Genomic DNA, 25,046 nt, shown 5'->3' on the forward strand with positions numbered 1-25,046 from the left:
AAATACTTTAGAAGATTAATATTTAGGATATTACAATATATTTTTTTAAAACTAGGTCTTTAGACCTAATTTTGTATATTTATCATTAAAATTTAATTTAAAAAAGTGTCTTATAATTTATTAGTAAAATAGATTGTAAATTAATTAATACATCCTTTATTAAAATGAAAACATATTACCTTTCCTTTATTTTAATGTTTTTTACCATTATTTTATGTGGGCAAGAAAATATTTATAAACTTGATATTACCAAAGGGGAAAACAGAAGTATAGACAGTTGGTTAAAAGCTGGTGGGGAAAATTCAGATGGACTTCGACTTGGCGTAAATTCTTTATTTTGGACAAAAGATGGTAAACCTTGGCTTCCAATTATGGGAGAATTTCATTTTGTAAGATATCCTCAAAAATATTGGGAAGATGAACTACTTAAAATGAAAGCGGCAGGAATTTCAATTGTTTCAGTATATGTTTTTTGGGTAAATCACGAGGTTACTCCAGGAAATTACAATTGGAAAGGCAACAACGATTTACGTCAATTTTTAAAACTTTGTAAAAAGCACGAACTTTTTGTGTGGTTACGTCCTGGGCCATATATTAATGCAGAAGCAAAAAATGGAGGTTTCCCAGATTGGATTAATAAAAAAGGAAAGCGTTCTAATGCGCCTTGGTATTTGGCAGCATCTAAAAAATATTATATAGAAGTTGCAAAACAAACAAAAGGATTCTATTTTAAAGATGGTGGCCCAATAATTGGTTTTCAAGTAGATAATGAGTTGGCACACGATACTAAAAAAACACATCTAACTTCTTTGTTAAATATGGCAAAGGAATTAGGTATGATTACTCCCTTTTATTCAGCAACAAATAATAGTAAACACTTTTATGAAAAAGGCGATATTATTCCAATGCAAGGCGCTTATCCTTATCGTGGATGGATGGAGCCAGAACCTACTATCGATTTTTTGTATTCTACAGACGAATGGGGAGCCATGAAAAACATTGGAGGTTTACCTTACGATGGTACAAAATTTCCAAGAGGAATGTGCGAATTAGGTGTTGGTTGTTGGCAATCTTATAACAACCGATTTGTTGTGCCTAGTTACGATTCCGAAGGACATGCACAAAACGCATTGGGAAGAGGAATTAATTTAATGGGGTATTTTATGTTCCAAGGAGGAACTCAAAAAGAAGGTTATCAAGGAAATAACCACCCACTGAATTACGATTTTCAAGCACCAATTGGCGAATATGGTCAAATAAGAGATTCTTATAAAAAAATTAAAGTAATTCATAATTTTATTACAGATTTTGGTTCAGAATTAGCCACAATGCAACCTGCGAGAGTAATACAGCCAATTAAAGACCCAACAGACGTGAAAACATTGCGTTACGTAGGTAGATTTAAAGACGAAAAAGGTTTTCTGTTTTTAACAACAACACAAGGTTGGGTAGATATGAAGCCTCAAGAAAATGTACAAATTGAGCTAAAACTGAAAGGGGAAAAACTTCTTTTCCCTGAAGCACCAATTACAATAAAGGAAAATACAAGTCCTATTTTTCCAATAAATTTAGATATAAATGGAGCGCAATTAAAATATGCAACTGCACAATTATTAGCTAAAGTAGAGGGTAATAATGGCGTTCCAAATTATTTTTTCTTCAAACTGCCGGGTGTAAATCCGGAGTTTGCTTTTAATGATAATACGTTTAAAAAGTTGACTTCAACTGCGGAAACAATCAATAAAAATGGAAGAACTTATATAAAACCAGTACCAGGAATGGGCCAAACTATTGAGATTATTGATAATAATGGTAAAAAAGCCATAATTGTAGTATTAACTCGTGAGCAAGCAGAACAAAGTTGGAGGCTTCATTATAAAGGAAAAGAGCGTTTATTTTTAAGCAATGCGAATTTGTTAATAGATAAAGGGCATTTGGAGCTTTTTTCAGAATCTAACAAAATGAATTTATTAACTTTTCCTGCGATTGATAATAAATTAAATAGCGTAAGAAGTAAAAATAACGGGGTATTTAGCGAGCATGTTTTTGAAACTCCAGAAACGAATTTAGACATCAAAATAAATAAAAAATCAACTAATAATTGGGTATTTAATACACCCAAAAAACTGCCTAAACACGTTAGAAATATTTTTGCTTATGTAGATTATATTGGGAGCAAAGCCGGTATTTTAGAAAATGGTAAAAATTATAGCGACGATTTTTTCAATGGAACTATTTGGGATATCGGATTAAGAAGATTTATGAATAATGGAAGATCAGAAATTACAATTAAAATTTCTGAATGGGACGATAAAGTAAAAGGAATTCCTAAAAATAAAGCTCCTAAAAACGATACTGAACGTAAAGGTTTAATTAGAGAAATTAAATTTAAACCAGAATACACAATCTCTTTAGGAAAGTAATTTTCAAAAATATATTATGATGAAAATATGTAAATATTTAGCAATATTAGTCGGTTTAATCTTTGCGAGTTGTGCAGGAGGAAAAAAAGAAGTTAAAGTGGAGGAAACTTTAGCAGAAAAAATGATGCATATTGAAGGGATGATTAATGTGGAAGCTGGAAAACCAAACAATTTCACTTTTACAGATTTAGGTGCTTGGCATGGCTATGGAATCACAAAAAAAGAAATCGAAAATAAAGAGATTTCTTTTCGAGGACCTATTTTTTTAGTGAATGGAGGATATTTCTACGAAAATAAAAACCAATCTGGACTTGTTAAATTATCTGTTGTAGCAAAAGAAGTTCCATTAAAATTCGAAAGAAAAAAAGCAACTCACACACCAGGAATATTGCAACAAGTTTTTCAAAATGAAAAATTAAAAATCTCACAAAGATTAATTTATATTTCTTCGGATAAATCTTTAACGGAAACTATTATTGAAAATGTTGGAGACCAAAAAAACACCCTCAATTTAAAGTGGAATATGGTGCCTTATACTGTAGATAAGGAGGTTTTTAAAACGAAAGGTAAAACTTTAATTATGAATACAAATCCGCATGGAGCTTATGGATTAGAATTTAATAATGATAAAATAAAGTTGAATATTACCGAAAATGGAACAGGAAAAGCTGTACTAAACAATGTTGATTTAAAACCAAATGAAAAGAAAACGTTCTATTTTGTTGAAACATTTTTAGCAGATGAAAAAATAGATTCCGAACGTTTTTTAAATCAATTAGAAACATCTCCTGTAAAAGAGGGGAAATCAGAAATTGAACTATTTGCAGAAAATAGAAAACGTTGGCTAAATTATTTTAATGAGATTACCAAACCAAATACAAAATGGTTAAAAGATGAAAATAATCAACGAATTGCAGCGAAATCTTTACAAACATTAATAACAAATTGGAGAACTCCAGCAGGAAACTTAGAAGGCGAAGGCATTTATCCTTGTCTTGGTTATTTTAATGGATATTGGGCTTGGGATTCTTGGAAACATGCAGCTGCACTTGTAGATATTGCCCCTGATTTGGCAAAAAAGCAAATAGAAGGTATGTTTATGTTTCAAAATGAAGCAGGAATGGTTGGCGATGTTGTTCGTTATTATAAAAGAGATGATAATTGGAGAGATTCAAAACCACCTTTGGCTGGTTGGGCTGTATGGCTTGCTTATGAAGCAACTAACGATAAAGATTTTTTAGAAAAAATCTATCCAAAATTAGTAAAATACCATAATTGGTGGTACAAAGAACGTGATGCTAACAAAAACGGACTTTGTGAATATGGTTCAACTGATGGTACACACCAAGCAGCAGCTTGGGAAAGTGGTATGGATAATGCAGCTCGTTTTGACGATGCTAAAGTTGTAAAACAAACATATGGAGGTACTTATAATCAAGAATCTGTAGATTTGAATACGTATCTATGGCAAGAAAAAGGGTTTTTGTCTAAAATGGCAAAGGCTTTAGGAAAACAACAAGATGCTGCCAATTTCAGTAAAGAAGCAAACGAATTAAAAGACAAAATAAATGACCGTTTTTGGGATGAAAAAGATGGTTATTTCTATGATTGGTCTTTAAGCAATAAAAAAATGATTAAAATTGTGGGCTCTGAAGGTTGGACTCCTTTATTTGCAAATCTTGCAAGTGAAGATCAAGCAAAACGTGTAAAAGATGTAATGCTAAACCCTGAGATGTTTAATACTTATGTGCCTTTGGGAACTCTTGCTGTAAATGATTCTAAATATGAAAAAGATGGTTATTGGAAAGGCTCTATTTGGGTAGATCAAATTTATTTTGGGGTAAAAGCTTTGCGAAATTATGGCTATAATAAAGAAGCAGATGAGCTTCAAGAAAGAACTTTAAAAAATCTTGAAGGAATTAGTGAACCAGGAGTTCCAATTCGAGAAAATTACGATCCACTTTCAGGAATAGGTTATAGAGGTGTTCAATTTAGTTGGTCTGCTGGGCATCTTTTAATGCTTTTAATGAATAAATAAAATTATAAAGATGAATAGAAAACTCTTATCTGTACTTGTTTTTTGTGTAGGATTTCTATCTTTTTTTGGATGTGGCAACAATCAAAAATCAGCATTCATAAAAAATAATTATCCTGAAGTAAGTGAACGAACACTTGCAGAAGCAAACACAACTTTTTTTATAAATCCTAATTCTGGAGACGATTCTAATTTGGGAACTTCAAAGGAAAAGCCATGGAAAACCTTTAAAAGAATCAATCAATTACATTTAACAGAAGGTAACACCATTGAAATTTTATCGGCAGGAGATTTTAAAGAATCTTTATTTGTAACAGGAAAAGGAACTGAAGAAAATCCAATAACTATAAATTTTTCAGTAGGAATTTATAATTTTTATCCTGAAAATGCTTATAAAAATCAGTTTCAAATTTCCAATACGAACGATGCTCCAAAGGATTTTAAAGCAGTAGCATTTTATTTTTTAGAAGCAGAAAATGTTCGTTTAAACGGAAATGGCGCAGAAATTATGTTTCGAGGAAAAGTAATGGAAACAGGAATTAGATATTCTAAAAACATTACTATAGAAAACTTAACTTTCGATTATTATAGACCCACTGTTTCTGAATTAAAAGTGATTAAAACAAACAATAGTTATGCAGATGTTGAAATACATGCAGATTCGAAATATAAAATTATTGATAGCACTTTAACTTGGGTTGGTGAAGGTTGGAAACACAAACCACAATCGCTTTGGCAGGCATTTAACCCAGAAACAGATAAAGTTGCAAGAACTTCTTTACCTGTAAATAATTTAAGTTTTTCAAAAATTGGCGACCAAAAAGTTCGTATTCATTTTGATAAAAATCCAGGATTAAAAGAAGGAATTATCTATCAAAATAGGAATACTTTTAGAGATTATGCTGCTGTTTTTTCTGAAAGAAGTAGCAATATTATTTGGAAAAATGTAACCGTACATTTTATGCACGGAATGGGTTTTGTTAGTCAGTTTTGTGAAAATATTACTTTTGATAATCTTTCCGTAAAACCAAGTGAAAAATCTGGAAGAACTTGTGCAGCTTGGGCAGATATTCTTCATTTTTCGAGTTGTAAGGGAAATATTGAAATTAAAAACTCGTATTTATCTGCAGCTAATGACGATGCTGTGAATGTACATGGAACTCATTTAAGAATTACAGAAAAACTGTCTAACAAAAAAATAAGAGTCCGTTTTATGCACCCACAAACCTTTGGTTTTGAAGCTTTTTTTGCTGGAGATAGTGTCGAGTTTGTTAGTAACACCAGTTTGCTTTCTTATTCAAAAAATAAAGTAGTATCAGCAAAAATGCTGAATGAAAAAGAAATGGAACTTGAGTTAAAACAGCCAGTTCCACATAATATAAACCCGAAAGACGTAATTGAAAATACAACTTGGACACCCAACTTAACGATTACAAATACAAAAATAGCTCACATTCCTACAAGAGGAGTTTTAATAACGACAAGAGCGAAAGTTCGTATTGAAAATAATGAATTTAATAAACCCACAATGAGTGGAGTTTTAATTGCAGATGATGCAAATGGGTGGTTTGAGTCTGGTCCTGTAAAAAACGTAATCATTAAAAATAATAAGTTTATAGATTGTGGTTCGCCAGTAATTAATATTCATCCAGAAAATAAAGTAGTTGTTTCTGGTGCTTTTGTTCACGAAAATATTAAAATTTCGAAAAATCTATTCAGCATAAATAGTGGAAAGATATTATTTGCAAAAAGTACTCGAAACATTCAGTTTACAAATAATACTATCGAAGCTAAAAAACGTTTTCTAATTGAAGATTTCTTAACGTTTAAAGAATCTGATGCTATAAAAATTGAAAATAATAAACAAATTTTTTAAAAAAAAAGCAACCAAAAAATGGTTGCTTTAATTACGTTAATATTAAACGTGTTATAAACGTACTTGTGGGGAGTAGTTATCTTATTGAAATTTTTGAAAATACTTTTAAAGTATCTCTTTTTACAATTTTTGCATTGTCTAAAGTCACTTTAATAACATGCTCTGGATTAGATACCTGAAACACATAACTAAACTGTCTAAATGATGTAACATGATAGTTTGGAAACTCTTTTTCAACAACAGTTTTGTTAGACTCGTAATGTTCTAATTCTGTTTTTACTGGTTGACAACTCATTAGTAAACTCCCTACAAATGTTAAAGTTAATAACACTTTTTTCATAATAAATAATTTAAATAATTTTAATAAAAAACTATTATTTAATTTTCAGAGACTAACTTTTGTAGGGATTGAAGTTATGGTTATTCTGAAACTATTAAAATAATAGAACAAAAATACGCGTAAAGTTAGGGTGCTTTAATTGTATTATAATAAATAATTGCAACTAAAAATTAATTTAGCCAAATTGTTGAACTTATTATAAATTGTAAAAAGGGAGTAACAATTATTTCTAATTGAGATTGCAAAGATACATAAAATTATTTCAACTTTAAAAATGAAAAATTATATTTTATTCCAAAATTAATAAAAGGATTGCTAAGACTGCCTCCTTTAGCTTTTACATACCCAGCAGAACTACGTAAGCTTAAAGTGTTATTTAATTGGTAATCAACACCTAAGCTTGGTTTTATAATAAGGCCTTCTCCTGTGCTAATATTTCCTCCTCCTGCAGCTCCTCCTAAAATTTGTGTATAAAAAGTAATATTATCATGTAATATGGGGTTAGTTCTTATTCCAACACCAACCAAACCTTCTGCATAAGCACCTGCGTCTCCAAAATTTGCAAATGAGGTTTGTCCTGCAACAAATATATTTTTATTAATATCTAAATTAACTTGTAAAGATATTTGGTGCATATCTTCAGTAGGATTCGTTATTCTTTTTGCTTTAAAATACCAATCTTGTTTTACGATTACTTCAAATCCTTTAAAAACAGCGTTATTAAAATTAGAAGTATCATTATAAGTACCATTTCTTTCAATATAATATTTTAATCCTGCTCCAAAGGAAGAAGTTGCGAAATACTTATTAGGAGTTAATAAAAAACCTTTATTTACAGATAAGTAGAGGTCTTTATATATTTTTTGTTCAAAGGAAATATCGGGATATAATAAGAAACCACCTTGTGTATCTACACCACCACCACCACCAGCTCCTATTCCGAATTTTGCTTGAATATTAGTACGGTTTTTATTCATAGATAAGTGATATCCACCACCTAAAAACACATCCATATAACCAGCTCTTATTCCACTGTAAGCGCCATCTACTTTTAAAAATGCAAACCAGTTTTTATTGATATAAGAAGCGAGTTCAAAACCTGCTAAACGAATTGTTTTTCCATTTAAAACTTCTCCAGTTGTAGCATCTGCTTCACTTGTAACTCTTAAATTATTTAAATGAAGCATTAAAGAAGTTCTATTTGTTTTTTGATTCCAGCTAGATTCTTTTAAATCTGTAACCGAAAACTCTTTTTCTGAGGCTTTATAATTAGAGTATTCAAAATCTAAAGGAATTTCTAAAGCGACATTTAATTGATGGCCAGATATATTTCCTCCATCGAAAAAATCGACATAACTCCAACCACCATTCAAGGTGAAATCTTTAAAATCATAACCTAAATTTACATGGGGTAAAATAAAGGCGCCTCCACCATCTGGAGCTGAAGCACCTCCACCACCACCAAAATGGAAGCCAGCATCGAGATATAAAGTTTTATTTAAATATTTTTTTATTCCTGCATTTACACCAAGTGTAAAAAAACCTCCTTTATTACCTGTTACTGCACCGTAAATTCCAAAACCTGCATATGCCCAATCGTTTAACATTAAATTGTAATGAATACCAGTAAAACCCATATTTGGGTCATCTATACCTAATGGATTAATAGGTAAGTCTAAAGACTGAAAATCTATTCTAGCAAATGCTTTTTGAGTAATTTTATTTGGAATAATATCAGACTGCGAAAAAATAATTTGATTTAAAAAAAGTATTGTAAATAATAATAGATGTTTTTTCATGTTATCTTTTTTGAATAGAAATAACTACAGTTTTTGAAGCTGGTGTATTACTAATTTTGGCCACACTTTTAATAGGAACCAATACGTTTGCTTCAGGGAAATAGGTAGCTGTACATTGCTTTGGAATATTATATGGAATTGCTAGAAAACTTTTCGCTTCTCGTTTTTCATCATTAAAATGACTTGTTAAATTCACTAAATCTAATTTTTTTAAACCTTGTTGTTTCATGTCTTCTTCATTCATAAAGATAACTCTTCTTTCGTTTAGAACACCTCTGTAACGATCGTTTAAACCATAAATTGTGGTATTATATTGGTCGTGCGTTCGAATTGTCATCATTAAAAATTGATTTTTTTTCAATATAATATCCGAAGGTAAGTTTTTACTAAAATTCGCTTTACCAGTTGAGGTTGGTTCAAAATTATTAATTCTAGCATTGTTTGGTAAATAAAAACCTCCTTTTATACGCGCTCTTTTATTGTAATTCTCGAAACCAGGAATTGTCGCTTCAATTTTATTACGAATTAAATCGTAATTATCTGTAAGTTTCGTCCAATTTACTGTAGAGTTTTTTAAAGTTGCAATTGCAATTCCTGCAACAATTTTTGGTTCGCTTAATAATTTGTTTGAATGTGGTGCTAAATGTCCATGAGATTGATGCACAACTCCCATTGAATTTTCTACAGTTACAAACTGTTCACCTGAAGATTGAAAGTCTTTTTCAGAACGACCCAAACAAGGTAAGATTAACGCTTTTTTTCCATGAATTAAATGACTTCTATTCAGTTTTGTGGATATATGAACCGTTAAATTACAATTGCGTAAAGCATCTGCAGTAAATTCTGTATCTGGTGTTGCAGAAATAAAATTACCTCCCATACCAAAGAATATTTTCGCTTTTTCATTATGCATTGCCTCAATAGAGTTTACAACGTCAAAACCATGTTTTCTGGGCGATTTAAAATTAAACTCATTATCTAATTTATCTAAAAAAGAATCTGGAGATTTCTCCCAAATTCCCATGGTTCTATCTCCTTGTACATTAGAATGACCACGAACTGGACAGGTTCCAGCTCCTTTTTTACCAATGCTTCCTTTTAATAATAGAATGTTTACGAGCTCACGGATATTATCCACTGAATTTTTATGTTGTGTTAAACCCATTGCCCAACAAATAATAATCTTTTCATTGTTGATGATAAGTTCGGTTGCTTTTTCTATTTCTTCAAATTCAATACCTGTTTGTGGAAGTAACTCTTCTATTGAATAATTATCTAAATCATTCAACATTTCGTCAATTCCAGCTGTTTTTTCTTTTATAAAATCATGATTGAAAATAGCACCAGGATTTTCAATTTCCTTTTGCTTCATTAATTTTAAAATGATTTTTAGTAAGGCAACATCTCCGTTTATTTTTACTTGAAGAAACAAGTCTGTTAAATCTTGCCCAGAACCAATCCATTTTAATGGATTTTGCGGATCTTTATAATTTAGTAAACCAACTTCTGGTAGTGGATTTATAGTAATAATTTTTCCGCCATTATTTTTGGTTTCACCTAATGCAGTTAACATTCTTGGATGATTTGTTCCTGGATTTTGCCCAATAACAATCACTAAATCTGCGTGATTAAAATCATCTAAAGTTACAGATCCTTTTCCTATTCCTAAAGTTTCTGATAGTGCAGCACCACTAGATTCATGACACATATTAGAACAATCTGGTAAATTATTTGTTCCAAATTGTCTAACAAAAAGTTGATATAAAAAGGCAGCTTCATTACTTGTTCTTCCTGATGTATAAAAAATAGCTTCATCAGGTGAATCTAAAGAATTTAATTCTTCACCAATTAAATTAAAAGCATCTTCCCAAGAAATTTCTTCATAATTATCTTTTCCTTCAGGCAAATACATTGGTTGGGTAATTCTTCCACTTTTACCAATTTCGTAATCGGATAATTTTGCCAATTCTTGTACAGAATGTGTTGCAAAAAATAAAGGCGAGACTTTGTTTTTTGTAGCTTCTTCTGCAACAGCTTTTGCTCCATTTTCGCAATATTCTGCTAAAAAAGCACGCTTTGCATCTGGATCTGGCCAAGCACAACCTGGGCAATCAAAACCATCTTTTTGATTTAAGTTTTTAAGTAAACCAATCCCTTTTATAAGTCCAACTTCTGAAGTAATATGATTTATTGAAGATTTAATAGCTTTAAAACCAACAGCAGAATCTGGAATTTCTTTTAATTGAATTCCAGTTAATTTTTCTGGTGGTTGTGCATTTGATTTTTCAGACATATTAACTCAATTTTATATAACTTGGGTTTGCATAAATGGTCATTTTACCTTCTCGAGTAAAACCAATTAAACAAATTCCGAATTCTTTTGCAAAATCTACAGCCAAGGAAGAGCAAGCAGAAACTGCAACAATTATAGGTATTTTAGCAATAAATGCTTTGGATACAATTTCGTAAGAAACACGACCACTTACAAGTAAATAATTGGCGTTTTTTAAACTATTTTTTAACAATAAATCTCCTACTGTTTTATCGACTGCATTGTGTCTGCCAATATCTTCTTTAATGGTTAAAAGTTCGTTTTTTTTATTGAAAACTGCAGCTGCATGACTTCCTCCAGATTCTTTAAATGTATCTTGGAAAGTATTCATTTCAACATACATTTTATGAATAATTTCTGATGAAAAAGTAGCTTTATTAATTAACTTTTCTCCTTCAACTTCTATGTCTTTTAACTCTTGTTTTCCACAAATTCCACATGAAGAAACAGAAAGTAAAGTTCTTTTGTTTAAATATCCTTTTCCTAACTTTTCTCTGGGAATTAATACGTTAATTATAGTAGGAATTTCATTTTCTTTTTTATCAATTTGTATATCGAAATTGATAGAATTTTTATAAATATCTTCAGCAAAAAGCAAACCTCTTATCAGTTCTAAATCATTATCAGGAGTTCTCATAACAACAGTATACGCCTCATTATTAATGTTAATTTGAAGTGGTGCTTCTACCACCAAAACATCATTAATTGTTGCTTGTTTTTTATGAGTGATTTTTATTCCCTGATAAACTAAAGTTTGCATAAACGAGAAAATTAAGCTTTCTATACAAACTTACTGAAAAAGTAGTTGTGTAAAAAAACAAAAGTCTCGAAAATTAATCCGAGACTTTTTTTAAGTGTTTTATACCCCTAATAATAAAACACTTAATCTGTTACAAATATAATTATATTAACAGTATAAAATTTATTTTAGTATATATAATTTATTAACAATAAGTTAAAGCTTAAACTTTTGAACCTAAAATAACAATTAATTGATTTTCTGAATTAGTTGTAAGAAACAAATAAGCATTTCCACCATCTTTAATTTTGGTTTCTTTTCTAATTTGAGCAACCGTTTTTGGAAAATTTCTAGTAGTAATATTTGCTTTTCTTTCTGATAAAAGTTTACTTACTTTCTTTTTGTCGTATGAAATTACATTTTCGATTTTAAAAATTCTACCTGGAAAATCTACTACTTTTTTTGATGTATATAAATGCGAATGTTGCTGAAGTTTGAATACATTTAACTGATTTGTAATTTGATGAAATCCGCCAGATTTTAATATGGCTGAATTTGGTTCATACAAATAGGAGAGAGGTTCTGAATAATTAGAAAACACTTCTTCTTTATAATTAAAATTAAACGTTTCTGTTTCCTCTTTTTTTATGTTTATTGTTTTAATTTCAATTATATTTTCATAATTTTTTTCTAATAAAAACAAGACTTCTTTTACCTCATTTTTAAGTGCAATAACATGAATTTCTTTTACAAATTTTAACTCATTAATAGCACTTGTAATATCTAAAATGGGTGAGTTTTTAAGAAGAATTTGATTGGTTTTAGTAAATAAAAAATCAATATTTTCTGGCACATTGGGTAAACAATCTTTTAGTAAGAAAACTTTTCCTTTAACGTCATTTCTTCTTGATGGATCTATGTAAATACAATCGAAAGTTTCTGTAGAATTTCTTAAAAACTGTAATCCATCACCAGAAAAAGTGACAATATTTTTTATGTTTAATTGTTGATAATTGTGTTTTACAACTGCTGATAATTCTTCATTAATTTCACAATGAAAAACGTTTTTAAAATGCTTCGAAAAATAGAAACAATCTACTCCAAAACCACCAGTAATATCTATAATTGAATCTCCAGAAATAATTTCTGACTTGTATTTTGCAGTAATTTCTGACGAAGTTTGCTCGATACTAATTTTCTCTGGATAATAAATATTTTCAGTAGAAAACCAAGTTGGTAACTTGGTAAATGATTTTTGTTTTGCCAAAATCTGATTCGCAATTTCTTGAACAGAAATACCCTCAAAAGGACTTCCTTTAAAAATCAATTTTGTGATATCTGATTTTAAATTTTCAGATATAAATTGCTGAATTTTAGTGTTTAGAATTTTATTATTCAAAAAAACTAAATGTTTTTAGTTAACGATTTTACAATTTTATTTTCAGATAAAAACTCCTTTAAAATCACTTTTAAAGCAGTATATAATGGAACTGCTGTTATCATACCCACAATACCAAAAAGTAAACCACCAATAATAATAATCAAGAAAATTTCTAATGGATGAGATTTTGTAGTTTTTGAAAAAATAACAGGCTGACTCACAAAATTGTCAATAATTTGAGCAATAAAGTAACCAATCATCACATAAATGGTAGTTGGTAAAATATCATTTTGAAAATCTAAACCAATATTACTTGTCATCGATAAAATAAACATAATTACTGCTCCAATCATTGGTCCAACATACGGAATCAAGTTTAATAAAGCGCATAAAAATGCTATTACAACTGCGTTATCTATTCCGAAAATTAATAAAATAATAGTGTATAAAACAAAAAGAATGGTAATTTGTAATATCAAACCAATAAAATATCTTGATAATAAATCGTTAATGGTTTCTAATGATTTTGAGAATCTTCCTTCAGTTTTATTCGGAATAATTGTCATGACTCCATTTTTTAATAATCTGCTATCTTTCATAAAGAAAAAAGAGATGAATAATACTGAAAATAAACCAACACTTAAAGAGCCTAATGTGCCTAAAACAGAGTTTAATAAATTAGGAATTTCTTTAAATTGAGAAGTAAAGTCAATGCTTTTTAATTCACCTAAAACATCAATTCCTTTTGAAGAAAAATACGCAGTAATTTGATTAAAAATATTCTGAATATTTGCTTGTAATTCATCACTTTGTAATAGCGATAAACTTTTACCTTGTTCTGTAATAAGTGGAATAAATAAAATGATTATTCCTGTTATAATTCCCAAGAAAAGTACCATTGTAGTTACAACAGATAAAGTATTTGGGAATTTTAATTTTCTTCTTAAAAGTAAAATAATAGGTCTAGCAATTAATGAGATTACACCTGCAATAATTATATAAACGATTACAGATTGAATGGTATATAAGAAATAACCTAATAGAAAAATTCCTAATAGAACCCCTAAAGCTCTTAAAATTCCGTTTGATAAAGTTTTTGCCGTCATTTAATTATATCCTTTTACTTCTCCCATACTCAACTTTCCTCCATTACCAAATGTATGATTTGTTGGTAATAATGTTCCGCTTTCTGTGGTAATCCAATCTTCCCAAGTTGCTGGTGTACCATTCATTCTTCCGTTTTTTAAATACATTTTGTAACTTTTAGGAACAAAATTTTCATCTAAAATCCATAAATAAGAATCTCCAGGAGTTGTGCCACCAGTTGTGTATTTAACTAACAAAGCATCTTTACCATCTTCTTTTTGAATGGTTCTAATAATTCCGTTTTCGAATAATTTATGAGGAGCAACCAACCAAAAAGAATCATTATTAAAAATATCCCAAGCTTTTTTAACGATTGTTGAGTCTGCAATTTCTTGTAGTTTTTCATTGAAGAAAACAGTACTTTTTTCTTTATTTTGAGGATGTAAATTCACACGAATAGAATCCCAAGAAACATCTGCAATGTGTTTTTCTTTGTCCCATTTAAAACTTCTTCTTCCACCAAAACTCCATTCTAAATAACGTGTGTTTTTATAATTTTCGTGTTTAATAGCTTTTAAAATTTTGTTAGCCAATTCGTTCGCTTTAGGATTGTATGCTTTTACATTTCCAATTTCCATTTCCAAACCAAATAAAGAAAGTGCGTGTTTTGTTGGTAACCTTATTCCAGATTCTGTGGTTTTTAAATCATTCCAAGTTGCAGAAATTCCGCCAATAGGAATAATTCCTACCCACATTTTATAAGAAATTGGTACATAATTATCGTCTAAAATCCATAAATAGGAATCTCCAGGAGTAGAACCTCCAGAATTATAGGTAATTAAAAGCGCATCTTTTCCTTCGTAATTTACAATTCTTCTTTCTGTACCAGCATCAAAAATTTTATAAGGTGCCACTAACCAAAAAGAATCATTGTTAAAAAAATCGGTCGCTTTTTTAATTAAATCAGGATTATTGGTTTCTTCTTCATTCACTAAAACTTTAGATTTTTCAAGAGATTTTGTATTCAAAATCACTTTATTATCATCCCAAGAAACGTGAACAATGTTTTCTTGTTTTAGCCATTTGTAATGATGTTCGTTTCTAAAACTCCATTCTATAACTTCTGTGTTTTCAAAAGCATCGTTATTTATCGCATTAAACATTTTAATAGCTAAAGCATCTGCCTCTTTGCCTTGTTTTCCTTCAGGAAATTCTTCATTTTTTGCAAAATAAAAAATTGTTCCAGCAACACTTAATAATAAAATAATGACTCCTAAAAACTTAAAAAATTGCTTCATTTATAAAATTTAAAATAAAGAAGCTAATTTATTACATTTTAAAGGAATTTATTTGTTTTGCTCGTAATAATCTAAAATGTGTTTCGGAATTTCCATTTTTTCTGGCTCACCTTTATCTGCAATAGGATATTCTGCAACTTGTTTTATTGGTACAATTCCTGCCCAAATTGGTAACTCATAATCTTCTGGTTCATCTGCAACACCAACATCTCTAACTTTTGCTGATGCAGTTTCTATAGTAAACTCCACAACTAAAGTTCTGTCTAATTCTTTCTTATACATTGGTCTTAAAGAATCCCAATGATTTGGCACCATTTGATTGACAATCCATTTTAAAATTTCTGTTTTTTCGTCATCACTTTCAACCTTTTTTAAGCTTCCAAAAAGTGTTGCAGATCTGTAATTTACAGAGTGGTGTAAACCAGAACGTGCTAAAACCAATCCGTCTAAATGCATTACTGTTATAGAGGTTTCTTCACTTTCTAATATTGATAATAACATTCTATTTGCGGTAGAACCATGAATGTAAATTTTATCTTCTCTTCTGGTGTAAGCCATAGGAATTGTAATCGGTTTTCCCTCATAGATATAACCAACATAGCATAAAAAACCAGCATCTAATATGGTGTTTATTTTTTCAACATCATAAGTGGCTCTATTTGCGCCTCTTTTTACGCGGTTTAATTTTGATTTTTCGTATTCACTCATCACTATAATTTTTTACTAAATATTAAATTTTCATAATTTGTTTTTCCCACAAAAAAATCGATGCTTCCAACTTGTTGAAAACCATATTTTTGATAAAATTTTAATCCTTTTGTGTTTTTATAATAGGCTGTTAGCCAAATGCTTTCAAATTTTAAATCGATTGCAGTTTTTAAGATGATTTCTTGAAGTTGAGAACCAATTTTATGACCGATAAAATCATTCAAAATATATAATCTTTGCAGTTTACAAGATTTACTTTTATCAAGTTTAGAAAAATTTTCATTCAAAGAAAGTTTTGCAAAACCTATTGGTAACTCATCAAAAAACACAATCCAAAAGATATTTTCTGCATCATTTAATTCTTCTCTTATTTTAGAAACTGAATAATTAGTATCGTAAAATTTCAATAAATCTTCTTTTTCTTCGATATAATCTCCATGCGATTCTGTGTAGGTAATTCGTCCTAATAAAGCTATATGAGTTGCATCAGAAGCTTTTGCTTTTCTAATTTCTACCATAATTTATCTTTCTGAAGGATGAATTTCTTTGAATTGATTGCTCTTTGTTTTCGCTTCTTCTAAATCTTTTGGTTTAAAAACGCTCTTTTTAGAAGCTGGATATTTCTCTTTATATTTTGATGGACGAATTGGACGTTTCACAAAATTGCCTGTACAAGTTGGGCAAACATTTTCGAAAACTTCTAAAGCACAGGTCTTACAATACGTGCACTCGAAAGAGCAAATCATTGCTTCTGTAGATGTATTTGGTAAATCTTTGTTGCAATGCTCGCAGTTTTGTCTAATTTCTAACATTATAAATATCTTTCTTTAATAACTTCTATATGCCAAATACTGTGTCCTAAAAGGATAAAAGCACAAGCTCTTGCAGAAATTGTTGAACCACTTGCTGTTCCTAAATTCTTTAAATTTTCATCAGAAATACTATTTATTAAATTGATGGAATACAAGCGTGTAATTGTAAACTCGTTTATTAATTCTTCCAAAGATTTTTGGTTTGCTTCAGAAGGATCAACATAGTCATCTTGCTCATAACCAGCCAAAGCAGTTGTATCTTTTCTTGCAATTCGCAATAAACGATACATAAAAATGCGTTCAGTATCTACAATATGTTGTAACATTTCTTTAATTGTCCATTTTTCAGGTTGATATCGATATTCTAATTTCTCTTTTGGGATTGATGAAAAGAAATCAATAACCATTTTTTTATCTTCTTTAAAACCAGGAATTAATTTTGTGTTGTTAGAAACTTTATTAATATAACGGGCAAAGTATTCGTTGTATTCTGTTATTTTTAAGGTCCCTTTTTTCATAATATAATTTATTAAAGTTAATTTGTTAAATATTTAATTGATAAAGACTTGTTGATTGATTTTTAATTTTAAATATTTGTTTAGGTTGATTTTTTAATGTTGAATAACCACTAAATGTAAATCCACATTTTTTAAAATTAGCGATTATTTTTTTGTTCTCGCTATTGGTGTGAATTTTAATAGTATCTATTTTTTTAAAACCTACAAAATCTTGAATCCAGTTAATAATTTCAGAAAAAATAGTACAGTAATTACATTCTGGGCTTATAGTTATTCTGTTTATATAAACTGATGAGCAATTATTCTTTTCCATCCATATTAATGAGTTTTTAAAAGAGAGTGAAAACACACACATTATTTTTTTATTGATTGTAACTTTCCATTGCTGCTTATTTTTAATTTCTAAAAGCATTAGTATTTTTTCTATTTTAAGATGATGTCTTGTGGCACATACTCTATTTAAATTAGCTGTACTTTCATATAGTTTCAAAATTTCATTTATATCAATAAAAAGGGTGTGTTCTACTTCCATCTGATAAAATTTTAACTTCCTGTTAGGAACAAAATTACTATATTTATGGACTCTTTTAATCATCCAGAATTAAAATAAATAATAGTCCAGATTATGTTTCCAAATAAAACGATTTTAAAAATAGATAGAAAAAGCAAACAAGCATTGTATTTGCAATTATCAAACACATTTATAGAGCTGATTAAAAGCAGAAAATTATTACCGGAAACAAAATTACCAAGTAGCAGAGCTTTAGCTGAAAATTTAAATGTACACAGAAAAACTGTGGTAGCTTGCTATGAAGAGTTATTATTACAAGGTTGGGTAGAAAGTATAGCCAAAAAAGGAACTTTTGTAAATGCCAATTTACCAGAATTAAATGTACAAGATTTTAAGTTTGATAATCAGGGAAAAGGAACAAATACAACTGGTTTTAGTTTTTATAAAAATGAAGAATTGGCAAGAAAATATCCAAAAATGAAGGATGGTTTTATGTATTTGAATGATGGAATTTCTGATGCAAGATTAACACCAACAGAAGACATAGCAAGAATTTACAGAAGAATTTGTAGTAGAAAACACATTTATAAAGAAATGTCTTACGGTTCTTTATTTGGAAACGAAAAACTGCGAAAAACCTTGGCCAATTACTTGAATAAAACACGAGGTTTATCTGTTTCCTATGAAAATATTTTAATAACCAGAGGAAGTCAAATGGGAATATATTTGTCTTCTAAATTATTGTTGAAAAAGTATGACTTCATTGTAATTGGTGAAACAAATTATACATCTGCAGATTCCACATTTTTACAAAGTGAAGCAAATTTAGCAAGAGTATCTGTGGATGAAAATGGTTTAAAGATTCAAGAAATTGAAGAAATTTGTAAAAAGAAATCCATAAAAGCTGTTTATGTTACTTCTCATCATCATCATCCAACAACTGTAACTTTGTCTGCGGAAAGAAGAATTCACTTATTGAATTTAGCCCAAAAATATAGTTTTGCAATTATTGAAGATGATTACGATTACGATTTTAATTACAATCATTCGCCAATTTTACCTTTGGCAAGTCACGATGCAAATGGAAACGTAATTTATATTGGTTCTGTTTGTAAAACAGTAGCACCAGTTTTTAGAGTTGGTTATTTAATTGCGTCAAAAGAGTTTGTAAATGAAGCATCAAATCAACGAAGGTTTATAGACAGACAAGGAGATGCATTATTAGAATTAACTTTTGAAGAGTTTATTAAAAACGGCGATCTAGACAGACATGTTAAAAAAGTAATGAAGGTTTATAAAACGAGAAGAGATTTGTTTTGCAGGCTTTTAGAAGATAAATTTAAAGATGTTTTTCATTTTGAAATTCCAAAAGGAGGAATGGCTGTTTGGTTGACTTTAAACAAAAAGTATTCTTGGAAAACGATTGCTGAAATCGCTCAAAAACACAAATTAGAAATAGGAGAGTGGCAACGTTATGACGCTTCAAATTCTGGGCACAATTCCATAAGAATGGGTTTTGCTACTTATAACGAAGAAGAAATTTATGAATTGATAAATAGACTTTCGAAAACTATGAATGAAGTTAAATGACTTTGTCATTCCTGCGAAGGCAGGAATCTAAACTAACTTTTTTAAATACACGTAAAACCAACTATTAAAAGATTTAATTGCTTAAATAAGTTATTAAGGGATGGTTTATTTGTCAATTATGGATTCCTGCCTACGCAGGAATGACAGGCTTGAAAATCTTTGTGAACTTTTTGGGCAATTCTTTAGAAATTAAAACTATCTCTTTTGTAAAAGGATGCACAAATTCTAATGTTGAAGCATGTAAATACAACCCTTTTCCGTTTAAAACTTTTCCTTCTAAATAATGTTCTCTATCTCCTAAAATAGGATTTCCAATAGTTAATAAATGTTTTCTTAATTGATGTTTTCTTCCTGTTTTCGGGTTTAATTTAACCAGGTTTAAAAACTCAAAACGTTCCGATTTTACGGTTTGTAAGACAGTGTATTTTGTAATTGATTCTTTTTCGTTAATTGGAGAATTGATAACTCCTTCGGAATTCATTAACCCAATTGTAATTGCGAAATAGGTTTTACTAATTTCTTTATTTTTAAACAGATTTCCTAATTCGAGAATTGCAGAACTTGTTTTTCCGATTAATAAAAGTCCGCTTGTTGGGTAATCTAATCTGTGAATTGGTTGTGGCTTTACAGCATCTTGCTGATTACTTTTTTGTAAGTTTTGTGCCAATCCATTTGCAATGGTTACAAACTTATTTCCACTAACTAATATTCCTGCAGGTTTGTAAATAATTGCTAAAAAATCGTCTTCAAATAAAACTTCAATATCTAATTTTAGTCTTTCGAAAGTAGAAGATTTTTCTGATTCGAACAATTCTATTTTTTCTCCTCCAGAAATAAATTTTGATGTTGTTGCTAAAACTCCATCAATAAAAATAAGCTCTTTTTTGATGGCTTTTTTAATGGCAGATTTTGTTGGAATTGTTTTAAAAATGCCAACACCATATTCTTGAAAACGAATAGGTTTCTCTAATTTTTTGGCAATATGAGTTTCTGATAATTTCATTTATTTAAATAAACCATTTCCAAGGTTCAATGAAAATTAAAAAGATAGAAATTAATACCAATAAGGTTGAAAATACCTTTAATTTTCTATTGTCATTAGATATTAATATGAAAAGAAGAGTGAAAGTTTCTACAATAAGTATATAAATTACGTAAAAGTTCTTTATGTATTGTAAGCCATATAAAGCTCTTTTTTTACCATCTGCAAAGATGTATTCAATATATAAATCGTAATTAATTTTCACGAAAATTAAATTCGAGATTATTAGAAACGTAATAATTATAATATTTATATTTTTCCTTAACGTCATTTCGCAAATAATTGCCCAATATCTTTAAACGCCTTAAATTCCAACGCATTATTTTCTGGATCCATGAAAAACATAGTCGCTTGTTCTCCCACTTTTCCTTTGAAGCGAATGCAAGGTTCTATTTCAAATTTTGTGTTGGCTTCTTTTAATCTATCAGCTAAAGAGTTCCAATCTTCCCAAGTTAAAACAACACCAAAATGCGGAACAGGAACATTATGTCCGTCAACTGAATTTGAAATTCTTTGCGGTTTAAAGTCTTCTTTTACGTGAATTACCAATTGATGCCCAAAGAAATTAAAATCTACCCAATCTTCTGTTGAACGACCTTCTTCGCAGTTTAGAATATCTCTGTAAAAAGTTCTACATTTTTCTAAATCTTGGACAGGAATTGCAAGATGGAATGGTTGTATGTTTGTTTTCACAAGTTTAAAATTTTATATTCAAAGTTAAGAAAATTTATTAGTCTTAATTTCCGTTTGAGTTTTGTTTTGAGTGAGTGCGTTAGGGATTGAAGTGGAAATCCTTTTGCCTTTTTTAAGGCAAAAGATTGTAGCGAAAAGCCCGCTCGAACGCCCAAAAAAATAATCAGAATAATTTTCTAAAATCCAACTGCGGAATCGTCTCCACGTTTGTCTGCGCCAGCTTCTAATTTTCCGTTTGGTAAAACCAAAATAGCATCGACTCTACCAATAATTAAAGAATTTCTCTCCAAAATTTCATAACCCAAAGTTTCGAGTTTGCTTATCGTTTGTGCGTTAAATCCATTTGGTTCCATTCGAATAACGTCTGGCAACCATTGGTGATGAAATCTCGGTTTATCTACAGATTCTTGCATTCCCATATTAAATTCGGTAACATTTAAGATGTTTTGTAGCACAGAAGTAATAATTGTGGAGCCTCCAGGAGTTCCTAAAACCATTTTCAATTTTCCATTTTGCTCAACAATAGTAGGCGTCATAGAACTTAACATTCGTTTTTCTGGAGCAATTGCATTGGCTTTAGAACCGACCAAACCATAAACATTTGGCACACCAGGTTTGCTGGAAAAATCGTCCATTTCGTTGTTTAAAATAAAACCTGCGCCTTTTACAACCACTTTAGAGCCATAACCAGTATTTAATGTTGTAGTTACAGAAACTGCGTTTCCAAATTGATCTACAATCGAATAATGCGTGGTTTCGTTGCTTTCATAACCCAAAATTTTTCCGTGAGAAATTTCTGATGAAGGTGTTGCTTTGTCCCAAGAAAAAGAACTCATTCTTTTATTGATGTAATTTTGGTCTGTTAAACTGTCAATAGGGACTTTTACAAAATCGATATCGCCTAAATAATTGGCTCTATCTGCATAAGATCTTCTTTCTGCTTCTGTTAATAATTGAACGTATTCTGTGGAATTATGTTCAAGTTTTGAAACATCAAATGGTTCGATAGTTTTTAAAATTTGTGCCAAACAAATGCCTCCACTTGAAGGCAAAGTCATGGTGTTTATTGTATAATCTTTATAGTTGAATGAAATTGGTTTGCGCCAAATTGCTTGGTATTTTTCTAAATCTTCGTGAGTGATAATTCCACCTAATTCTGTAACGTAGTTTACCAATAAATCTGCGGTTTTGCCTTTGTAGAATCCGTCTTTACCAAAATCTCGAATGCGCTCTAAAGTTTGTGCTAATTCTTCTTGTTTTAAAACGTCTCCTTCTTGCCAATCTTCATTAAAAACACTTTTATAATTGTTGACTTTATCGAATCTTTCTTTCGCATTTTCTAAATCGCTTTGTTGCTTTTTGGTGATTGTTATTCCGTTTCTTGCTAAATTAATTGCAGGCTGAATTAAATCTTTAAAAGGTAAACTTCCGAATTTTTCGTGAACCTCAAACAATCCAGCAACTGAACCTGGAATGCCAACTGCATGTGCTCCTAAAACACTTTTATTTTCAATTACGTTTCCCTCAGCATCTAAATACATGTCTTTATGAGCAATAATTGGTGCTTTTTCTCTAAAGTCTAAAGCGCCTTTTGTGCCATCAGTATTTCTGTAAATCATAAAACCACCACCACCAATATTTCCTGCAACAGGATACACAACAGCCAAAGCTAAATGCGTTGCAACCATTGCATCATAAGCATTTCCGCCTTTTTGTAAAATATCTGAACCAATTTTAGATGCTTCCATTCTTGCAGAAACAACCATTGCTTTTTCGGATATTTTACCGATAATTTTCTCTTTCTTTTCTGATGTTTTACAGGAAATTATTAATAAAGAAAGGAATAGGAATGTTATAAAGATGTTTCTTGTTTTCATTTTTTGATGGTTTTTAATTCCAATTGTCATTTCGACTTTATGGAGAAATCTTAAGAGAATAACTTAATAAATAAGATTTCTCAACTCCACTACGTTTCGTTCGAAATGACAGTTAATTCTTTGAATTTCTGATTAGAAAATTCAATTAAATCTTTAAAAAAGAGTGTAAAATCTTCTTGCAATTCATCTTCTAATTCTCGTAAATCTTCAATAGCTAAATTCATTTGAGATTTGCCTTTGGTTCTGTTGTTCATTCCGTTTAAAACCTTTTCAATTCCTTCTTCAAATTGATAATTGTAAAGAATGTTATATTCTATCATATATTTGATGAAATTTTGAGATTTTAGAGGTAATTCAGGAGATTTTTCTAAAAATAATTTATTAACTGAATCTGTAAATACATTCAATGGAATTGCAGAATAATCTGCCCAATTTTTAGCTAAAAAATAATCGTAAAAAATATCGATAATTACACCATCATAATGTCTGTAACGTGCGTGTAATCTTCGTTTACTTTTTCTTACAATTTCATGCGCATCTGTAAATGTGTCTATCTCTCTGTGCAAGAATATTCCTTGCTGAATTTCTTTTGAAAAATTTGTGTAATTATTTCCTCTAATATGGTCTGCAATAAAATTGCCAATCATAATATTGGTATCGTTTTGTGATAGGTATAAATGGGCGAGGAAGTTCATAAAAGTAAATGTAAACAAAAAACCACAATCAAATGATTGTGGTTTTTAAATATTTATAAGTGATTTCGTTTTAGTTATTCAACATTACTGGCATAACTAACATTGTAATTTTTTCACCTTCGTCTGTTCCATCAATTGGAGTTAAAATTCCTGCTCTGTTTGGTAGCGACATTTCAATTAAAACTTCGTTTGAACTTAAGTTGTTTAACATTTCGCTTAAAAAACGAGAGTTGAAACCAATTTGCATGTCATCACCTTGATAATCGCAACTTAAACGCTCGTCAGCTTTGTTGGCAAAATCTAAATCTTCCGCAGAAATATTTAGTTCAGTTCCAGCCATTTTCAAACGAATTTGGTGTGTAGTTTTACTTGAGAAAATAGAAACACGTCTTACAGAATTTAAAAAAGAAGCTCTATCTACTGTTAATTTATTCGGATTTTCCTTTGGAATAACCGCTTCGTAATTTGGATATTTCCCATCAATTAAACGACAAACTAAAACCACATTGTCAAAAGTGAATTTTGCATTTGCATCATTATATTCAATAGTTACATCGCTATCAGAACCACCTAAAATTCCTTTTAATAAATTTAAAGGTTTCTTTGGCATAATAAATTCTGCTGTTTGATCTGCAGTAACATCTGTTCTGGAATATTTAACCAATTTATGAGCATCAGTAGCCACAAACGTTAAACTTTGAGAACTAAACTGAAAGAAAACTCCACTCATAACTGGACGTAAATCGTCGTTTCCAGCAGCAAAAATAGTTTTCGAAATTGCAGTTCCTAAAATATGTGCAGGAACAACTGTTTGGCTTGGAGATGGTAAAGAAACCGCTTTTGGGAATTCATCACCACCAAAATATGCCATATCGTATTTTCCTTGGTCAGAGCTAATTTCAATTGTATTGTCTCCTTCCGTTTTAAATGTTAAAGGTTGGTCTGGAAACGTCTTTAAAGTATCTAACAATAAACGTGCAGAAACAGCAATAGAACCTTCGCTATCACTTTCTACATCTACAACAGAACTCATTGTAGTTTCTAAATCTGATGCAGAAACTTTTAGTTGATTTTCAGACAATTCAAACAAAAAGTTGTCTAAAATTGGTAATGTATTATTACTATTTATAACGCCACCTAAAACCTGTAATTGTTTTAGTAATTGCGAACTCGATACAATAAATTTCATTGATTTTCTTATCTTAATTAGTATTACAAATATAACCTTAATATGTTATTCTGAAAATTAATTTATCAACAGGTTATGAGCAATTTTGTTGATGATTTTACA

Annotated in this window: 21 protein-coding genes; 4 read left to right on the forward strand and 17 right to left on the reverse strand. The window is 29.9% G+C overall.

Going from position 1 to position 25,046, the window contains the following annotated elements:
- Positions 1 to 164 precede the first annotated feature (164 nt).
- The 3 genes from H9I45_RS15450 to H9I45_RS15460 are packed head-to-tail and all read left to right on the forward strand — an operon-like array spanning position 165 to position 6,334.
- Positions 165 to 2,423 carry a beta-galactosidase gene (locus H9I45_RS15450; RefSeq protein ID WP_088354230.1) on the forward strand — a complete coding sequence of 753 codons (2,259 nt, stop codon included), beginning with the start codon at positions 165 to 167 and terminating at the stop codon, positions 2,421 to 2,423.
- 16 nt (positions 2,424 to 2,439) lie between these two features.
- The gene (locus H9I45_RS15455) at positions 2,440 to 4,461 is read left to right on the forward strand and encodes an MGH1-like glycoside hydrolase domain-containing protein (protein ID WP_088354229.1); all 2,022 of its coding nucleotides are present in this window, start codon (positions 2,440 to 2,442) and stop codon (positions 4,459 to 4,461) included.
- Positions 4,462 to 4,471: 10 nt separating this feature from the next.
- Positions 4,472 to 6,334 (forward strand): right-handed parallel beta-helix repeat-containing protein, encoded by a 1,863-nt coding sequence (locus H9I45_RS15460; RefSeq protein ID WP_088354228.1) that lies wholly within the window; start codon positions 4,472 to 4,474, stop codon positions 6,332 to 6,334.
- A gap of 76 nt (positions 6,335 to 6,410) precedes the next feature.
- Here the strand turns inward: H9I45_RS15460 and H9I45_RS15465 are convergent, their stop codons facing one another.
- The 12 genes from H9I45_RS15465 to H9I45_RS15520 form a co-directional block, all read right to left on the reverse strand.
- Entirely contained in the window at positions 6,411 to 6,674 is a 264-nt protein-coding gene (locus tag H9I45_RS15465; protein WP_088354227.1) for a hypothetical protein, read from the reverse strand.
- Between the two features lie 257 nt (positions 6,675 to 6,931).
- A complete protein-coding gene (locus tag H9I45_RS15470) occupies positions 6,932 to 8,473 on the reverse strand; it encodes a hypothetical protein (RefSeq protein WP_088354226.1) in 1,542 nt (513 codons plus the stop codon).
- A gap of 1 nt (position 8,474) precedes the next feature.
- On the reverse strand, positions 8,475 to 10,766 hold the full coding sequence (locus tag H9I45_RS15475) for an FdhF/YdeP family oxidoreductase (RefSeq protein WP_088354225.1): 2,292 nt from the start codon (positions 10,764 to 10,766) through the stop codon (positions 8,475 to 8,477).
- A 1-nt stretch (position 10,767) separates the two neighbouring features.
- Positions 10,768 to 11,565 (reverse strand): formate dehydrogenase accessory sulfurtransferase FdhD, encoded by a 798-nt coding sequence (fdhD, locus tag H9I45_RS15480; protein WP_088354224.1) that lies wholly within the window; start codon positions 11,563 to 11,565, stop codon positions 10,768 to 10,770.
- A gap of 202 nt (positions 11,566 to 11,767) precedes the next feature.
- The gene (locus tag H9I45_RS15485; protein WP_088354223.1) at positions 11,768 to 12,943 is read right to left on the reverse strand and encodes a class I SAM-dependent methyltransferase; all 1,176 of its coding nucleotides are present in this window, start codon (positions 12,941 to 12,943) and stop codon (positions 11,768 to 11,770) included.
- Between the two features lie 5 nt (positions 12,944 to 12,948).
- The gene (locus H9I45_RS15490; RefSeq protein ID WP_088354222.1) at positions 12,949 to 14,031 is read right to left on the reverse strand and encodes an AI-2E family transporter; all 1,083 of its coding nucleotides are present in this window, start codon (positions 14,029 to 14,031) and stop codon (positions 12,949 to 12,951) included.
- Entirely contained in the window at positions 14,032 to 15,309 is a 1,278-nt protein-coding gene (locus tag H9I45_RS15495) for a hypothetical protein (protein WP_088354221.1), read from the reverse strand.
- Positions 15,310 to 15,357: 48 nt separating this feature from the next.
- Positions 15,358 to 16,017 carry a pyridoxamine 5'-phosphate oxidase family protein gene (locus H9I45_RS15500; protein ID WP_088354220.1) on the reverse strand — a complete coding sequence of 220 codons (660 nt, stop codon included), beginning with the start codon at positions 16,015 to 16,017 and terminating at the stop codon, positions 15,358 to 15,360.
- 2 nt (positions 16,018 to 16,019) lie between these two features.
- Positions 16,020 to 16,535 (reverse strand): GNAT family N-acetyltransferase, encoded by a 516-nt coding sequence (locus H9I45_RS15505; protein WP_088354219.1) that lies wholly within the window; start codon positions 16,533 to 16,535, stop codon positions 16,020 to 16,022.
- A 3-nt stretch (positions 16,536 to 16,538) separates the two neighbouring features.
- Positions 16,539 to 16,829 (reverse strand): DUF1272 domain-containing protein, encoded by a 291-nt coding sequence (locus tag H9I45_RS15510; protein ID WP_088354218.1) that lies wholly within the window; start codon positions 16,827 to 16,829, stop codon positions 16,539 to 16,541.
- Positions 16,829 to 17,347 (reverse strand): DinB family protein, encoded by a 519-nt coding sequence (locus H9I45_RS15515; protein ID WP_088354217.1) that lies wholly within the window; start codon positions 17,345 to 17,347, stop codon positions 16,829 to 16,831. Before H9I45_RS15515 ends, H9I45_RS15510 begins: the two co-directional genes overlap by 1 nt.
- Positions 17,348 to 17,372: 25 nt before the next feature.
- The gene (locus H9I45_RS15520) at positions 17,373 to 17,879 is read right to left on the reverse strand and encodes a hypothetical protein (RefSeq protein WP_140422756.1); all 507 of its coding nucleotides are present in this window, start codon (positions 17,877 to 17,879) and stop codon (positions 17,373 to 17,375) included.
- A 93-nt stretch (positions 17,880 to 17,972) separates the two neighbouring features.
- On the opposite strand from H9I45_RS15520, the gene pdxR reads away from it, so the two are divergent.
- The gene (gene pdxR, locus H9I45_RS15525; protein ID WP_088354215.1) at positions 17,973 to 19,448 is read left to right on the forward strand and encodes a MocR-like pyridoxine biosynthesis transcription factor PdxR; all 1,476 of its coding nucleotides are present in this window, start codon (positions 17,973 to 17,975) and stop codon (positions 19,446 to 19,448) included.
- A 130-nt stretch (positions 19,449 to 19,578) separates the two neighbouring features.
- Here pdxR and H9I45_RS15530 read toward each other — a convergent pair whose 3' ends face one another.
- From H9I45_RS15530 to dnaN, 5 genes are all read right to left on the reverse strand, one after another.
- Positions 19,579 to 20,451, reverse strand: a complete 873-nt coding sequence (locus H9I45_RS15530; RefSeq protein WP_088354214.1) for an RluA family pseudouridine synthase — start codon at positions 20,449 to 20,451, stop codon at positions 19,579 to 19,581.
- Between the two features lie 306 nt (positions 20,452 to 20,757).
- Positions 20,758 to 21,183, reverse strand: coding sequence for a VOC family protein (locus H9I45_RS15535; RefSeq protein ID WP_088354212.1), 426 nt, complete (start codon positions 21,181 to 21,183; stop codon positions 20,758 to 20,760).
- 176 nt (positions 21,184 to 21,359) lie between these two features.
- Positions 21,360 to 23,060, reverse strand: coding sequence for a gamma-glutamyltransferase (gene ggt / locus H9I45_RS15540; RefSeq protein WP_088354309.1), 1,701 nt, complete (start codon positions 23,058 to 23,060; stop codon positions 21,360 to 21,362).
- An 89-nt stretch (positions 23,061 to 23,149) separates the two neighbouring features.
- Positions 23,150 to 23,707 carry an acyl carrier protein phosphodiesterase gene (locus tag H9I45_RS15545; RefSeq protein WP_088354211.1) on the reverse strand — a complete coding sequence of 186 codons (558 nt, stop codon included), beginning with the start codon at positions 23,705 to 23,707 and terminating at the stop codon, positions 23,150 to 23,152.
- Positions 23,708 to 23,825: 118 nt separating this feature from the next.
- Positions 23,826 to 24,944, reverse strand: coding sequence for a DNA polymerase III subunit beta (gene dnaN / locus H9I45_RS15550; protein WP_088354210.1), 1,119 nt, complete (start codon positions 24,942 to 24,944; stop codon positions 23,826 to 23,828).
- Positions 24,945 to 25,046: the final 102 nt, after the last annotated feature.

The sequence above is a fragment of the Polaribacter haliotis genome (genome assembly GCF_014784055.1).
GTDB classification, from domain to species: Bacteria; Bacteroidota; Bacteroidia; order Flavobacteriales; family Flavobacteriaceae; genus Polaribacter; species Polaribacter haliotis.

What these genes read in the sequence shown, in the direction of transcription:
- H9I45_RS15450 (WP_088354230.1), top strand. Translation starts at nt 165, where the DNA reads ATGAAAACATATTACCTTTCCTTTATTTTAATGTTTTTTACCATTATT.
- H9I45_RS15455 (WP_088354229.1), top strand. Translation starts at nt 2,440, where the DNA reads ATGATGAAAATATGTAAATATTTAGCAATATTAGTCGGTTTAATCTTT.
- H9I45_RS15460 (WP_088354228.1), top strand. Translation starts at nt 4,472, where the DNA reads ATGAATAGAAAACTCTTATCTGTACTTGTTTTTTGTGTAGGATTTCTA.
- H9I45_RS15465 (WP_088354227.1), bottom strand. Translation starts at nt 6,674, where the DNA reads ATGAAAAAAGTGTTATTAACTTTAACATTTGTAGGGAGTTTACTAATG.
- H9I45_RS15470 (WP_088354226.1), bottom strand. Translation starts at nt 8,473, where the DNA reads ATGAAAAAACATCTATTATTATTTACAATACTTTTTTTAAATCAAATT.
- H9I45_RS15475 (WP_088354225.1), bottom strand. Translation starts at nt 10,766, where the DNA reads ATGTCTGAAAAATCAAATGCACAACCACCAGAAAAATTAACTGGAATT.
- fdhD (WP_088354224.1), bottom strand. Translation starts at nt 11,565, where the DNA reads ATGCAAACTTTAGTTTATCAGGGAATAAAAATCACTCATAAAAAACAA.
- H9I45_RS15490 (WP_088354222.1), bottom strand. Translation starts at nt 14,031, where the DNA reads ATGACGGCAAAAACTTTATCAAACGGAATTTTAAGAGCTTTAGGGGTT.
- H9I45_RS15495 (WP_088354221.1), bottom strand. Translation starts at nt 15,309, where the DNA reads ATGAAGCAATTTTTTAAGTTTTTAGGAGTCATTATTTTATTATTAAGT.
- H9I45_RS15500 (WP_088354220.1), bottom strand. Translation starts at nt 16,017, where the DNA reads ATGAGTGAATACGAAAAATCAAAATTAAACCGCGTAAAAAGAGGCGCA.
- H9I45_RS15505 (WP_088354219.1), bottom strand. Translation starts at nt 16,535, where the DNA reads ATGGTAGAAATTAGAAAAGCAAAAGCTTCTGATGCAACTCATATAGCT.
- H9I45_RS15510 (WP_088354218.1), bottom strand. Translation starts at nt 16,829, where the DNA reads ATGTTAGAAATTAGACAAAACTGCGAGCATTGCAACAAAGATTTACCA.
- H9I45_RS15515 (WP_088354217.1), bottom strand. Translation starts at nt 17,347, where the DNA reads ATGAAAAAAGGGACCTTAAAAATAACAGAATACAACGAATACTTTGCC.
- H9I45_RS15520 (WP_140422756.1), bottom strand. Translation starts at nt 17,879, where the DNA reads ATGGAAGTAGAACACACCCTTTTTATTGATATAAATGAAATTTTGAAA.
- pdxR (WP_088354215.1), top strand. Translation starts at nt 17,973, where the DNA reads ATGTTTCCAAATAAAACGATTTTAAAAATAGATAGAAAAAGCAAACAA.
- H9I45_RS15530 (WP_088354214.1), bottom strand. Translation starts at nt 20,451, where the DNA reads ATGAAATTATCAGAAACTCATATTGCCAAAAAATTAGAGAAACCTATT.
- ggt (WP_088354309.1), bottom strand. Translation starts at nt 23,060, where the DNA reads ATGAAAACAAGAAACATCTTTATAACATTCCTATTCCTTTCTTTATTA.
- H9I45_RS15545 (WP_088354211.1), bottom strand. Translation starts at nt 23,707, where the DNA reads ATGATTGGCAATTTTATTGCAGACCATATTAGAGGAAATAATTACACA.
- dnaN (WP_088354210.1), bottom strand. Translation starts at nt 24,944, where the DNA reads ATGAAATTTATTGTATCGAGTTCGCAATTACTAAAACAATTACAGGTT.